General features: G+C 61.7%; 12 protein-coding genes. 9 read left to right on the top strand and 3 right to left on the bottom strand.

Translation table 11 applies throughout. From position 1 onward, the window contains the following. The first annotated feature begins 5 nt into the window (after window positions 1-5). Window positions 6-1,883, top strand: a complete 1,878-nt coding sequence (locus tag Q2T52_RS00495) for a DNA polymerase III subunit gamma/tau (protein WP_302074727.1) — start codon at window positions 6-8, stop codon at window positions 1,881-1,883. A gap of 33 nt (window positions 1,884-1,916) precedes the next feature. After that, window positions 1,917-2,240, top strand: coding sequence for a YbaB/EbfC family nucleoid-associated protein (locus tag Q2T52_RS00490; RefSeq protein ID WP_302074726.1), 324 nt, complete (start codon window positions 1,917-1,919; stop codon window positions 2,238-2,240). 4 nt (window positions 2,241-2,244) lie between these two features. On the opposite strand, the gene Q2T52_RS00485 is transcribed toward Q2T52_RS00490, so the two are convergent. Then, window positions 2,245-2,862 (bottom strand): MOSC domain-containing protein, encoded by a 618-nt coding sequence (locus Q2T52_RS00485; protein WP_302074725.1) that lies wholly within the window; start codon window positions 2,860-2,862, stop codon window positions 2,245-2,247. 57 nt (window positions 2,863-2,919) lie between these two features. Here Q2T52_RS00485 and recR point away from each other — a divergent pair, with 57 nt between their 5' ends. Together recR and Q2T52_RS00475 are read left to right on the top strand one after the other, a co-directional pair. Beyond that, entirely contained in the window at window positions 2,920-3,525 is a 606-nt protein-coding gene (gene recR / locus Q2T52_RS00480) for a recombination mediator RecR (RefSeq protein WP_302074724.1), read from the top strand. Between the two features lie 17 nt (window positions 3,526-3,542). Further along, the gene (locus tag Q2T52_RS00475) at window positions 3,543-4,898 is read left to right on the top strand and encodes a lytic murein transglycosylase (RefSeq protein WP_302074723.1); all 1,356 of its coding nucleotides are present in this window, start codon (window positions 3,543-3,545) and stop codon (window positions 4,896-4,898) included. A gap of 3 nt (window positions 4,899-4,901) precedes the next feature. Here the strand turns inward: Q2T52_RS00475 and Q2T52_RS00470 are convergent, their stop codons facing one another. Beyond that, window positions 4,902-5,357: a GNAT family N-acetyltransferase gene (locus tag Q2T52_RS00470; protein ID WP_302074722.1), complete on the bottom strand. Its 456-nt coding sequence runs from the start codon at window positions 5,355-5,357 to the stop codon at window positions 4,902-4,904. A gap of 8 nt (window positions 5,358-5,365) precedes the next feature. Then, a complete protein-coding gene (locus Q2T52_RS00465; protein ID WP_302074721.1) occupies window positions 5,366-6,997 on the bottom strand; it encodes an MFS transporter in 1,632 nt (543 codons plus the stop codon). A 254-nt stretch (window positions 6,998-7,251) separates the two neighbouring features. Between Q2T52_RS00465 and rimP the strand changes: the two genes are divergently transcribed. From rimP to exbB, 5 genes are all read left to right on the top strand, one after another. Next, a complete protein-coding gene (rimP, locus tag Q2T52_RS00460; RefSeq protein WP_302074720.1) occupies window positions 7,252-7,842 on the top strand; it encodes a ribosome maturation factor RimP in 591 nt (196 codons plus the stop codon). A gap of 65 nt (window positions 7,843-7,907) precedes the next feature. Then, a complete protein-coding gene (gene nusA, locus Q2T52_RS00455; protein WP_302074719.1) occupies window positions 7,908-9,533 on the top strand; it encodes a transcription termination factor NusA in 1,626 nt (541 codons plus the stop codon). After that, window positions 9,533-10,216 carry an RNA-binding protein gene (locus Q2T52_RS00450; protein WP_302074718.1) on the top strand — a complete coding sequence of 228 codons (684 nt, stop codon included), beginning with the start codon at window positions 9,533-9,535 and terminating at the stop codon, window positions 10,214-10,216. Before nusA ends, Q2T52_RS00450 begins: the two co-directional genes overlap by 1 nt. 103 nt (window positions 10,217-10,319) lie before the next feature. Continuing rightward, on the top strand, window positions 10,320-13,148 hold the full coding sequence (gene infB, locus Q2T52_RS00445) for a translation initiation factor IF-2 (RefSeq protein WP_302074717.1): 2,829 nt from the start codon (window positions 10,320-10,322) through the stop codon (window positions 13,146-13,148). A gap of 196 nt (window positions 13,149-13,344) precedes the next feature. Beyond that, the gene (exbB, locus tag Q2T52_RS00440; protein ID WP_302074716.1) at window positions 13,345-14,391 is read left to right on the top strand and encodes a tonB-system energizer ExbB; all 1,047 of its coding nucleotides are present in this window, start codon (window positions 13,345-13,347) and stop codon (window positions 14,389-14,391) included. Window position 14,392 lies beyond the last annotated feature (1 nt).

Below are 14,392 nucleotides of genomic sequence, written 5' to 3'. Positions count from 1 at the left end.
ACGACATGAGCGACACCGGACCGACACAGACGGGACAGTCCGGCAGCGGAGGCGGCGCCTACCGCGTTCTCGCCCGCAAATACCGCCCCAAGGATTTCTCGGACCTCATGGTCGGCCAGGAGCCGATGGTCCGCACGCTGACCAATGCGTTCGAGACCGGCCGCATTGCGCAGGCCTATATGCTGACCGGCGTTCGAGGCGTCGGCAAGACAACCACGGCCCGCATTCTCGCCCGCGCGCTGAACTACAAGACGTCTGAGATCGACAAGCCCACCATCGACCTGCGCGTGCCCGGCGAACATTGTCAGGCGATCATGGAGGGCCGCCATGTCGATGTGATCGAGATGGACGCCGCCTCCCATACCGGTATCGATGATATCAGAGAGATCATCGAGCAGGTGCGCTACCGCCCGGTTTCGGCGCGCTATAAGGTCTATATCATCGACGAAGTGCACATGCTCTCCACGCAGGCCTTCAACGGCTTGTTGAAGACGCTGGAAGAGCCACCAGAGCATGTGAAGTTCATCTTCGCCACGACAGAAATCCGAAAAGTTCCAATCACGGTGCTGTCACGCTGCCAGCGCTTCGACCTGCGCCGTATCAGCGCCGCCGATCTGGTGCATCTGTTCTCGTCCATCCTCGGCAAGGAAGGCGTCGATTTCGATTCCGATGCGCTAGCTATGGTCGCGCGCGCCGCTGAAGGCTCAGCTCGCGACGGCCTTTCGCTGCTCGACCAAGCGATTGCCCATGGCGGCGGACGGGTTGAGATCGAGACCGTGCGCAGCATGCTGGGCTTGGCCGACCGTGCCCGCATCGTGGATCTGTTCGAACATGTGGTGCGCGGCGACGTGACGGCGGCGCTGACAGAATTCACCGCACAATATGAAGCGGGCGCCAACCCGGTCGTGGTGCTGACCGATCTCTCCGACTTCACCCATCTTGTGACCCGCATCAAATACATCCCCGAAGCCAGCGAAGATGCGTCGCTGAGCGAAGTGGAGCGCCTGCGCGGCGCCGAGTTTGCGAAATCCGTTGCGGTCACCACGCTGTCACGCATCTGGCAGATGCTGCTGAAGGGCATTCCGGAAGCGGAAAATTCGTCGCGTCCGGCAGGGGCTGCCGAAATGGTGCTGATCCGCCTGACGCATGCCGCCAATCTTCCCTCGCCGGAAGATGCGGCGCGACGCGTCGCAGAGATCGTCAATGGCGGAGGTGCTGCGGTTACCGGCCCCTCCGGTGGCAATGGCGGGCCAAGGGCAAGCCTTTCGCAATCTGCGCCTGTCATGGCCCGCGGCACCGATTCGGGGAATGCCCAGCGCATGCAGTCGGGCCAGCCGACTGCCATGCTGCAAGCGGTTCCCTCCCCGGCACCGGATGCGGTGCCCGTGGGCCGCGTTGAAGCAAAGCCTGCCGATGCGCCGCAGCCGAAAGTACCGGTGCGCTCGCTGCAGGACATATCCGATCTCTGCACACAGAACCGCGACCCGAAGCTGAAGGCGCTGTTGCGCAGCTTTGTGCGGCTGGTGAAGCTGGAGCCGGGTCGGCTCGAAATCAATCTGCCGCCTGATGCGCCGAAAAGCATTGTCGGCGATCTTCAGCGCCGCCTTGAGGAATGGACCGAGATCCGCTGGATGGTCATCCTCAGCCGTGAGGCAGGCGCGAAGACCCTTGCCGAAGCCGAAAGCGACATGCGCGAGGCACGGCTCACCGATGCACGCTCCGATCCGGATGTCGCGGCGATCCTTGCCCAGTTTCCGGGCGCGCGCATTACCGACGTACGGGTGACGCTGAAGGTCGAGGACACGGAAGACGAAGCGCCGCCACCGGCCGTGGTGGAAACCGAAGAGGGTGACATCCTGCCCGGCGACGATATCGAGTTTTGACAGGACCACATCAAGAACAAGGAGAACAGCCTTATGCGTGACATCATGGGCATGATGGGCAAGGTCAAGGAAATGCAGGCCAAGATGGAAAAGATGCAGGCGGAAATCGCCTCTCTCGACGTCGAAGGCAAGGCAGGCGGGGGTCTTGTGACCGTACGCCTCAACGGCAAGGGCGAACTGCTGGGCCTGAAGATCGACCCATCCCTCTTCAAGGAAGACGAGGTTGAAATCCTCGAAGATCTCGTCATTGCCGCCCACAAGGACGCCAAGGAGAAGGCCGAATCGATCGCTGCGGAAAAGACCCGCGAACTGACCGCCGGCCTGCCGATCCCGCCCGGCATGAAGCTGCCGTTCTAAATAATTACTGTGCCTCGATTTCGGCTCTCAATCGCGCATTGATGGGTGCCAAGAGAAAGCGCGAGCGGCTCTCCTCAGAAAGCCGCTTCCGGAAATGCTGCATCATTTCCGGGATCGTCACGCGCTCGCCCTCAAAGGCCTGAGAGGTTGCGCCTTCGCCCACCATCACGGAGCCCCCGGCAATCACCCGACAATAGAATCCGGGCCTGAGTGCCTTGGTGTAACGCTTCGGAAAGGTCGGATCGTCCATCCGCGCCGCAAAGGTGGCGCAGGGAATGCGCGCCGAGGTGGCCTCCAGGATAACGCCACCCTCCAGCACCAGCCGGTCGCCTGCGGCAATATCCCGGTTATCGAGCCCGTCGATGACGAGGTTCTCGCCGAAGGTGCCAGGTTCGAGCGGTCTTCCCAACTGCTCCGACCACCAGTCCAGCGTGACGCCACCTTCCACATAGACCGCCTGCTCCGGCCCGCCATGATATTTGCGGTTACAGATCTTGTCGCCGAGCAAGCCATTCTCGTCGATCAAGACCGCGCCGGTGACCGGCATTTTGTTGATGCCTGTCTTGTAGCTTTTGCCGGGCAGCTTTTCCGCGCGACCGATACAGATGGCACTGACTTTCATGCGGGATGCCTCAAACTCATGATTCCGTTTGCGCAGCATATCGTCTAAAAGCGGCGCATGGCAAAACGCGTCACCGGTCCTGAAATCGAAAAACTCATCCAGCTGCTTGCAAAGGTGCCGGGGCTCGGCCCCCGCTCCGCCCGGCGAGCGGCGCTGCATCTCATCAAGAAGCGCGAACAGCTGATGGGGCCGCTTTCCCATGCGCTAGGCGAAGCCTATGACAAGGTGAAGGTCTGCTCGCGCTGCGGCAATGTCGATACCATCGACCCCTGCACCGTTTGCACCGATGACCGGCGCGACCAGTCCGTCATCATCGTGGTGGAAGACGTCTCCGATCTCTGGGCGCTGGAGCGGGCCGGCGCCATGAACGCCGCCTATCACGTGCTGGGCGGGACGCTGTCGCCGCTGGACGGTGTCGGCCCCGATGACCTCAACATCAAGGGCCTGATCGACCGGGTGAGCGAAGGCGGCATTCGCGAAATCATCCTGGCGGTCAACGCGACCGTCGAAGGACAGGCCACCGCGCACTATATCACCGACCGGCTGACGGAACTGCCGGTCAAGATCACCCGCCTGGCCCATGGCGTGCCCGTTGGTGGCGAACTGGATTATCTCGACGAGGGCACGCTGACGGCGGCACTTCGGGCGCGGACAGTGATTTGAGGGGATGGAGAGCGACTATGAATGACTTCGTGCGGGCGCTCACCTCCTTCTGGTTAAAGGCTATAATTCCAATCTGGCGACAGCCGTTGGGGCACCCCTACCTCCCCTTGAGGGGGAGGTGGGAGAACGCAGCACTCTTCACTCGCCTTCTCGCAACACTGGTTATCGCAGCACTCCCCCTCCCCGCCCATGCCGCTCCCTCCAAGTCCGAGGTCGAAGCGCAGTTCCGCGGCTGGATCAAAAGCGAAATCATCCCCGAAGCCAGAAAGGCTGGCATATCCGCGCGCACCATCGACACGGCCTTCGGCGATGTGAAGCTCTACTGGGACTTGCCGGACCTGGTGCCGCCGGGCACGACACCACCGAAACAGCGGGACCAGAGCCAGGCAGAATTTGCCTCACCGGGCGCCTACTTCTCCGAGCAGCGTCTCCAGATGCTGGCAACGACGGGCCGCTCGCTTGCCGCGAACTACGCCAGCACGCTGAAGAAGATCGAGCAGACCTATGGCGTGCCGGGCGAGATCGTGCTTGCCGTCTGGGGCCGCGAATCCGGCTATGGAAAGGCGAAGCTGCCCTATTCGGCGCTCAGCGTTCTCGCCACCAAGGCCTTCATGTCCACCCGCAAGGATATGTTTCGCAAAGAGCTGATCGACGCGCTGAGGATCATCGAGCATGGCGACGTCACGCCGGACCGGATTATGGGCTCCTGGGCGGGCGCGCTCGGCCAGCCGCAATTCATGCCCTCCAGCTATACCAAATATGCCGTCGATTTCGATGGCGACGGGCGGGCAGACATCTGGAATTCCGTGCCGGATACGTTGGCCTCGATTGCGCATTACCTGGCGCTGCGCGGTTGGCAGCGCGGCCGCGACTGGGGGTTCGAGGTGGAAATTCCGGCCAAAGTATCCTGCGCACAGGAAGGGCCGGATCTGGCAAAACCCATATCAGCTTGGTCAAAGCTCGGCATCAGCAGGATTGGCGGCAAGGCCTTTCCCTCAGCAGAGACAAGTGCAGACGGGATGATGATGGTGCCGGCCGGCCGGCATGGGCCGGAATTCATCGTGACGCCGAATTTCTACGTCATCAAAGAATACAACAATTCAGATCTCTATGCCCTCTTCATCGGCAATCTGGCCGATCGCATCGCCCATGGTGGCGGCGCCTTCCAGGCGCCCTGGGGCAATGTCGGGCATATGCTGCGCTCAGATGTGCTGGCTATGCAGAAAGCCCTGCAGGCCAAGGGCTACGACATTGGTAATGCGGATGGTTTGGCAGGCTTCAAGACACGCAGGTCGCTCGGCGACTGGCAGGCCAAGAACGCTATTGCACCCACCTGCTTCCCGGATGAGAGCCTGAAGACCAAGCTTCGCTGATCCTCAAAAGGTTAGTTTGAACCCCTCATGCGTCGCTTCGAAGCCGAGCTTTTCGTAGAACCGAAGGGCATCCTCGCGGCGCTTGTCGGAGGTCAGTTGTACAAGGCCGCAGCCGCGGGCGCGACATTGCTCGATCGCCCAGCGGATCATCTCCCCACCCAGACCGCTGCCGCGCTGGCTGCTGGCAATACGCACGCTTTCGATCTGGCCACGCCACAAGCCCAGCCGCGACAGGCCGGGGATGAAGCTCAGCTGCAGGCAGCCGATCACCGCATCCTCATCGTCCACCGCAACGGCCAGCCACTGGTTCGGATCCCGTTCAATTGCCTCGAAGGCCTCCACATAACGGCGATCGACAGGATCGGAGATCACCTCGCGCGTCAGCCCCAGCGCATCGTCAGCCAGCATGGCAATGATGGCAGGCAGATCGGAAGCGGTTGCCTTGCGAAACTCAGCCATGGCAAGCCTCAATGGTGGATATCTAGTGCGGTCTTGTGAAACACGTCGTCGCGCGGCGGGATAGCTTGCCGCTCGATCATGCGATGAACGCGGGGACCCTCCGGCCCCGCATGCAGCGCACGGATTCGTGCCCAAACTTCCGAGTCCGCCTGGGTGCGACGCTGGTTATGGCGCACATAATCCGCCCAGGTGGCTGTGTGATAGGTTTCGGTCCAGATATCAGGGTTTTCCAGATCACGCAGCAGCGCCCATTGGCGAGCGCCATCGCGAATGCGGATGCGCCGCCGTTCCTGCATCAGTTCCAGAAATTCAGGCACATTCTCCTCGCGGATCGTATAGTCGATCAGAAGCACAATCGGCCCGCTGCGCGGCTGCAGGTCGAGCCGGAGGGACGGCTCGCGGAAGGTGCCGGCGGGATCGAGGTTCAGCGTCTCCAGCGAGGGAAGCGCGAATTTCCAGCCGACGGCTGCGCCGAATACCATGGCAAGGCTTGCCAGCATCAGCGAGGTCCCAACGCCGTAATCTTCCGCCAGAGAACCCCAGATCCAGCTGCCGGCGGCAATGCCGCCAAAAGCAGCCGTCTGGTAGAAGGAGAGAGCCCGTCCGACGACCCAGCGCGGGGTGGAGAGCTGCACCGTGGTGTTGAAGAGCGAGAGCGCCAGCACCCAGCAGGCGCCGGGAATGAGCAGGACCGCACAGGTGAGCCAGGTGTTCGTGCTCAAGGATGTCACGACGGCACTGACCGCGAAGCCGGTGAAGGACAGGCGCACGATCATCTCGCTGGAGAATAGCTCGCGCAGCCGCGCATTCAAAAGCGCCCCGCCGATGGCGCCGACACCGAAGGCTCCCAGCATCAAACCGTAGGTCAGTGGTCCGCCGGAAACCAGATCGCGCGCGACAAGCGGCAGAAGCGCGAGGATGGCGCTGGCGGCAATGCCGAACAGAGCCGAACGAAACAGCACCTTGATGAGCTTCGGTGACATCGCCACGTAGCCGAAGCCGGCAGAGAGCGCGCGGCCCAGGGTCTCGCGGGGTAGCGTGCTGACAGGCACATCCGGTTGCCAGCGAAACAGGGCGTAGAGCAGCGGGAAATAGCTCAGCGCATTGGTGGCGAAGGCAGCAGCAGCACCGAGCGCTGCAACGATGGCGCCACCAAGCGCGGGCCCCAGGCTTCGCGTGATGTTGAAGCCAACGCTGTTCAAGGTCACCGCCGCGGGTAGCACTTCGCGCGGCACGATATCACCCACCGAGGCCTGCCAGGAGGGGTTGTTGAGCGCCGTGCCGCAGCCGATCAGAAAGGTGAAGGTGAGCAGCAGCCAGGGCGACAGCCAGCCGAAATAGGCGAAGATCGTTAGCAGGATGGAGACAGCGAGCATGAAGACCTGCGCGGTCAGCGTGATGCTGCGGCGATTATAATTGTCGGCGAGAGCCCCCGATACCAGCGAGAACAGCATGATGGGCAGAGCGGTTGAAGCCTGGACCAGCGCCACCATGTTTTCCGAGTCGGAAATCGCCGTCATCATCCACGCCGCACCGACCGCCTGGATCAATCCGCCGAAGTTCGATGCAATGCTGGCGATCCAGATGGTGCGAAAGGTCTGGTGCGCGAAAGGCGCCAGAGGCGAGATTCGCGTGGGCACGTGCAACCTCTTGGTTTTGTTTTTGAGTCGTGTTCCGCCTAACCTAGTTCCTATGAGCGCATGGGCAAGCCAAAATCGCACGCAGCACGCTCTTGGCCCCTGCCCTTGCAATGCCGGGCATTCAAGAGTATATGAAACCTAAATTCTTGATCGTCAGATGAAGAGTGGGCCCGGAACGGACCCGCTCTTTTTTGTTAGGCGGTCATGGCAAGCTAAGTTTCTCGCCCCTTGTGCGAACAGCGCCGGAAGACCATATGCAGGAAAGCCTAAAAGAGCCGCGTCTCATTGTCGAGACCGGCCTCGATCTCAGGATCGCTGAAATCATCGAGCCTACACTCGACGCGATGGATTTTCGCCTCGTGCGGGTCCGGCTCCTGAATCAGAACGGGCTCACCCTTCAGATCATGTGCGAGCGCAACGACGGAACCATGACCGTGGAGGACTGCGAAGCGGTTTCCATGGCGATTTCTCCGGTTCTGGATGTGGAAGATCCCGTCGATAAGGCGTATCATCTGGAAGTGTCGTCGCCGGGCATCGATCGCCCCATGGTGCGCAAATCCGATTTCGCTCGCTGGAGCGGGCATCTCGTGAAATGCGAGACCTCGGTTCTCCTGGATAACCGCAAGCGTTTTCGCGGCAAGATCACGGAGGCCAATGACGAGGGCTTCACGCTGGAGCGCGACCAGGTTGCCTACGGCGAGGAGCCGCGTGTGACCATTCCGTACTCGGCTCTGTCCGAGGCGAAACTTATTCTGACCGACGATCTGATCCGCGACGCACTGCGTGCGGACAAGTTGGCAAAGGCCGAGGCCGCCAACCAGAACGACGAATCAGACGACGAGTAATCAGTTAGTTTTTGCGGGTGCTTGAGGATAAGCCCCCGGATATCGATCCACGGAGACCGACGACAATGGCAGTGAGTGCGAACCGGCTAGAACTTCTGCAGATCGCAGATGCAGTGGCGCGCGAAAAGGTCATCGACCGCGAAATCGTGCTGGCCGCCATGGCCGATGCTATTCAGAAGGCCGCCCGCTCCCGTTACGGCACGGAGAGCAATATCCGCGCCGACATCAACCCGAAGACCGGCGAAATCCGCTTGCAGCGTCTTCTTGAGGTGGTCGAGCAGGCCGAAGACTACAGCACGCAGATCCCGCTGCTTCTGGCACGCGACCGCAACCCGGATGCCAAGATCGGCGACTACATTGCCGATCCCCTGCCGCCGATGGATTTCGGCCGCATTGCCGCCCAGTCCGCCAAGCAGGTCATCGTGCAGAAGGTGCGCGAAGCCGAGCGTGACCGTCAGTATGACGAGTTCAAGGATCGCGTCGGCGAAATTGTCAACGGCACGGTCAAGCGCGTGGAATATGGCAACGTCATCGTCGATCTCGGCCGTGGCGAAGGCATCATCCGCCGCGACGAGATGATTCCGCGCGAAAACATGCGCTATGGCGACCGCGTCCGCGCCTATGTCTACGACGTCCGTCGCGAGCAGCGCGGCCCGCAGATCTTCCTGTCGCGCACACATCCGCAGTTCATGGTGAAGCTGTTCACCATGGAAGTGCCAGAAATTTACGACGGCATCATCCAGATCAAGTCGGTTGCCCGTGATCCGGGTTCGCGCGCCAAGATCGCCGTCATCTCGAATGATAGCTCGATCGACCCGGTCGGTGCCTGCGTCGGTATGCGCGGCTCGCGCGTTCAGGCCGTTGTCGGCGAACTTCAGGGCGAAAAGATCGACATCATTCCGTGGACCGCCGAACCGGCTTCCTTCATCGTCAACGCCCTGCAGCCGGCGGAAGTCGCCAAGGTCGTTCTGGACGAAGATGCAGAGCGCATCGAAGTGGTCGTTCCGGACGAACAGCTGTCGCTTGCCATCGGTCGTCGCGGCCAGAACGTGCGCCTGGCTTCTCAGCTGACCGGCTGGGACATCGACATCATGACGGAAGCCGAGGAATCGGAGCGCCGCCAGAAGGAATTCAACGAGCGTACGAACCTGTTCATGGATGCGCTCGACGTGGACGAAATGGTCGGCCAGGTTCTGGCCTCGGAAGGCTTTGCCCAGGTGGAAGAACTGGCTTACGTCGATCTCGACGAAATTGCCTCAATCGATGGCTTCGACGAAGATACCGCAAACGAAATCCAGACCCGCGCCCGCGAATATCTGGACCGTATCGAAGCGGAAATGGATGCCAAGCGTCGTGAACTGGGTGTTCAGGACGAATTGCGCCAGATCGACGGCCTGAACGGCAAGATGCTGGTGGCACTCGGTGAAGACGGCATCAAGACCATTGAAGACTTCGCAGGCTGCGCCGCTGACGATCTCGTCGGCTGGAGCGAGCGCAAGAACGGCGAAACGAAGAAGTTCGAAGGCCTGTTCTCCAAGTTCGACGTATCGCGCGTCGAGGCGGAAAACATGATCCTTCAGGCGCGCCTGGCGGCTGGCTGGATCACCGAAGAGGATCTGGCCCGCGAACAGGCAGCGCTGGAGGCTGCATCGGATGAATCGGAGGAGGCGGAAGCCGCCACCGAGGAATGATGGCCGCGGCAATTGCCGAGGACCGGGACGATGATGACGGAGAGATCGTTGTGAACGACCGCACCTGCATCGTCACCCGGGAGGCTACCTCACCGGAACGGCTGATCCGTTTCGTTGCAGGCCCGGATGGAGCAATCGTTCCGGACCTGAAGCGGCGCCTGCCGGGTCGGGGCTGCTGGATCAAGGCCGAACGCGCGCTGGTCGAAAAGGCCATTGCGCGCAAGCTTTTTGCCCGGGCGCTGAAGGCGGAGGTGAAGGCCTCCCCAGAGCTTGGCGCCCTGGTTGACCGTCTTCTGGTCGCCGACGTGGCAGGCATGATGAACATGGCGCGCAAGGCCGGCCAGTTCATCAGCGGCGCCATGAAGGTGGATGCTGCGATCCGTTCGGGAGAGGCCGTAGGCGTCTTCCACGCGGTCGATGCGGCGGCAGACGGTGTGCGAAAGATTGACCAGGCCCGCAAGGCCTGGCGGCTCGGAACGGATGCAGACGAGGATATTCCATCCTTCAAGCTCTTTTCCGCGGCCGAAATGGACGAACTGATGGGTCAGAATGCTTTTATCCATGCCGCGGCGCTTGCCGGACAGGCGGGTGAGGGTGTAGTGAAGCGCGCAACAATGCTCGAAATGTACCGCAATGGCGGTCAATCCGGAGCGGAAGGCGGCGCCGGCCGGTCAGACACATGACGCGCGGTCAAGGGCATAAGCCGGCAACCGCAATGGATGAGATGTATTGAACGACAGGATCTGATGGTTGCCATCTGTTCCTGCCGGAAGGAACAGGAACGGAATGACCGACAGTAAAGACGACAAGACACTCAGCGTTTCGGGCAAGAAGACCCTCACCCTGAAGCCCTCCGGGATGAGCCAGGGTACCGTACGCCAGGACATGGGTCGCGGTCGCACGAAGGCGGTCGTGGTCGAAACCCGCAAGCGCCGCCCGATGCGGCCTGAAGACGAAAAGCCGATTACGCCAGTGGCAGCACCTGCACCGCGCCCTGTTGAGGCCGCCCAGCCGGCAGCCCAGCCACGCCCAACACCAGCCGCCGCTCCTGCTTCGGCATCGGCGCCTGCTCCTGCTCCGCGCATTCACCAGCCGGCTCCGCAGGGAAACAATCGCCCGCAGCAGAACAACCAGCAGGGCCACCGTCCGCAGCAGTCGAACAACTATCAGAACCGTCAGCAGGATCGTCCACGCGGTGCCGTTCTGCATGATCTGTCTGCGAACGAGATGGATGCACGCCGTCGCGCGCTGATGGAAGCCCAGGCGCGTGATGCAGCCGAAGCCAAGCAGCGTGCCGAAGATGAAGCACGCCGTCGCATCGAGGACGAGCGCCGCGCTGCAGAACAGCGTGCGGAAGACGAACGCCGCGCCGCCGAAGCCAAGGCTGCCGCCGCTGCAGAAGCTGCCGCGCCGAAGTCGGAAGCAGCAGAAGCGGTAGCGCCTGCACAGCCAATTGCCGAAGCACCGGCATCGCGTCCCGCCGCACCCGCTGCCGCCCGCCCTGCAGCACCGGCTGGCCAGCGTTTCAACGATGGCCGTCCTCAGCCGAACCGTCCCGCGCCGCAGCCGGCACCGGCAGCGCCCGCGATGCCCGTTCGTGGCCGCAAGGCGTCCGACGACGAGGATGACGATCGCGGTCCAGCGCGTGGCGCCCCGGTTCGTGGCAAGGCACCCGTGCCTGCGCCCGCCAAGGTTCCTGCCCGTCCGAAGGAAGACGATCGCCGCCGTGGCAAGCTGACGGTAACAACGGCTGACGTGGATGACGACGGCAATGCGCGCGGACGCTCGCTGTCGGCCATGCGCCGCCGTCAGGAGAAGTTCCGCCGCAGTCAGATGCAGGAAACCCGCGAAAAGGTTATGCGCGAGGTGATCCTGCCTGAAACCATCACCATTCAGGAACTGTCGCAGCGCATGTCTGAACGCGCCGTCGATGTCATCAAGTACCTGATGAAGGAAGGGCAGATGATGAAGCCGGGCGACGTCATCGACGCCGACCTTGCTGAACTTATCGCGACTGAATTCGGTCATACCGTGAAGCGCGTATCGGAGTCTGACGTTGAAGAAGGTATCTTCAACGTGGCTGACGATGCCGGTGAAATGGTATCGCGTCCGCCTGTTGTCACGATCATGGGTCACGTGGACCACGGCAAGACCTCGCTGCTCGACGCCATTCGCAAGACCTCGGTCGTATCGGGCGAAGCCGGTGGCATCACCCAGCATATCGGTGCCTATCAGGTCGAGCAGAACGGCCAGAAGATCACCTTCATCGACACTCCCGGCCACGCTGCGTTTACTGCGATGCGTGCCCGTGGCGCGCAGGCGACGGATATTGCCGTTCTGGTCGTGGCTGCTGATGACAGCGTGATGCCGCAGACGATCGAATCGATCAACCACGCCAAGGCGGCCAACGTGCCGATCATCGTGGCGATCAACAAGATCGACAAGCATGAGGCAAACCCGGAGAAGGTTCGCCAGCAGCTTCTGCAGCACGAAGTCTTCGTCGAATCCATGGGCGGTGAAGTCCTTGACGTCGAAGTGTCTGCCAAGAACAGGCTCAACCTTGACAAGCTTCTGGAAGCTATCCTTCTGCAGGCAGAAGTTCTCGACCTGAAGGCAGACCCGACGCGTACCGCCGAAGGCACTGTCATCGAAGCGCAGCTCGACCGTGGTCGTGGTGCGGTTGCCACCGTGCTGATCCAGAAGGGTACGTTGCGTCCTGGCCAGATCATCGTGGCAGGCGATCAGTGGGGCCGCGTGCGTGCACTGGTCAACGACAAGGGCGAGCACGTCAAGGAAGCGGGTCCTGCCATGCCGGTCGAGATCCTCGGCCTGTCGGGCACGCCTGCTGCCGGTGACAAGTTCGCCGTGGTCGAAAACGAAAGCCGTGCTCGCGAGATCTCCGAGTATCGCCAGCGTCTGGCCCGCGACAAGGCCGCTGCCCGCCAGTCGGGTCAGCGCGGTTCGCTGGAACAGATGATGAGCAAGCTGCAGGATACGGGCTTCAAGGAATTCCCGCTGGTCATCAAGGCCGACGTGCAGGGTTCTGTCGAAGCGATCGTGGCAGCGCTCGACAAGCTCGGTACCGACGAAGTACGGGCCCGCATCGTCCATTCGGGCGCCGGTGCCATCACGGAATCGGATATCTCGCTGGCCGAAGCCTCGAACGCCGCCATCATCGGCTTCAACGTTCGCGCCAATGCGCAGGCTCGCACTGCTTCCGAGCGTGCCGGCATCGAAATCCGCTACTACAACATCATCTACGATCTGGTGGATGACGTGAAGGCAGCGATGTCGGGTCTGCTGTCGCCGGAACGTCGCGAAACCTTCCTCGGCAATGCCGAAATCCTCGAGGTGTTCAACATCACGAAGGTCGGCAAGGTCGCAGGTTGCCGTGTCGTCGAAGGGAAGGTGGAACGTGGTGCAGGCGTGCGCCTGGTGCGCGACAACGTGGTCATTCACGAAGGCAAGCTCAAGACGCTCAAGCGCTTCAAGGACGAAGTTGCGGAAGTGCCGATGGGTCAGGAATGCGGCATGGCCTTCGAAAACTACGAAGACATCCGCGCCGGCGACACGATCGAATGCTTCCGCGTGGAACACGTTACCCGTACGCTTTAAGCGTCCACGGAGCGTCTCACGTCTTCAAATCGCCGGCCTCAGTGCCGGCGATTTTCGTTTGCGCGCACGTATCCGGTTGCAAATTCCTGACTGTGACGGTCAATTATTTCTTGTGCTTTTTTCTCAAGTTTACTATCCGAGGTGCAATGGCATGGCCAGTGATACGCCAAGCCGACATTCGTCCCGGAGTATCCTGATGTCGAACCTCACCCCAGTAGACGTCCGTCCGACCATGGTGGCAGGGACTGCCTCTATTCCGGCAGTCCTGTTGGCGGCGGCATGGATGATCACGTTCAGCGCCCCGGTTTCTGCGCAGGATGCGGTTCCCAATCAGAGCGCGGCTGCCGCAACCGAACAAACCACTACTCTACCTTCATCGCTACCGGTTGCATCGCAGCCAACGGCTGGAAGCGCGCAAGCGCAGGCGACGAATACATCTGCGGTCCAGAATGCGGCCCCGGAGCCCGCAACCGAGCAAAGCTTTGTCACGCAATTGATGAACCCGCCGCCGCGTAAGGACATCCCGCACGATCTTTCACCGATCGGAATGTTTCTCGCAGCCGACCGGGTGGTCAAAGGCGTGATGATGGGGCTGGCACTGGCTTCCGTGACCACCTGGACAGTCTGGCTTGCCAAGACGCTGGAACTCATTGGTGCACGTCGGCGGGCGAAAAAGGTTCTTTCTGTCATTCGGGGCTCCAGAAGCCTCTCGGAAGCACTCTCCGCCGCCGAGCAAAAGGCTGGTCCGGCAGCGCTCATGCTGCGCGAGGCCGCTCATGAGGTCAAGCTGTCGGAAGGCGCTCTCGATCATGCCGAAAACGCCGGCGTAAAGGAGCGCATCTCCTCGGCTCTCGGGCGGATCGAGGCGGGAGCCGGCCGCCGGATGTTGCGGGGAACGGGCGCGCTGGCCACCATCGGCTCCGTCGCCCCTTTCGTAGGTCTGTTCGGCACAGTCTGGGGCATCATGAATTCCTTCATCGGCATCTCCAAATCCCAGACCACCAATCTCGCGGTCGTCGCGCCGGGCATTGCCGAGGCCTTGCTGGCGACCGCCATCGGCCTCGTGGCTGCCATTCCGGCGGTCGTGATTTACAACATGTTTGCCCGCTCCATCACTGGTTATCGGGGCCTGTTGGCCGATGCCGCAGCCGGGGTGGAAAGACTGGTGAGCCGCGACCTCGACTTCCGCAGGGTACCTCCCGGCAACCGCAAGCCATCCGTCTCCCTGATCGCGGGAGAATGAG

Origin of the sequence: Rhizobium oryzicola (assembly GCF_030504645.1) — a bacterium.
Classification (GTDB): Bacteria; Pseudomonadota; Alphaproteobacteria; order Rhizobiales; family Rhizobiaceae; genus Neorhizobium; species Neorhizobium oryzicola.
Note: the sequence above shows the minus strand (reverse complement) of the source record. Positions and strands in the feature narration are given on the sequence as shown.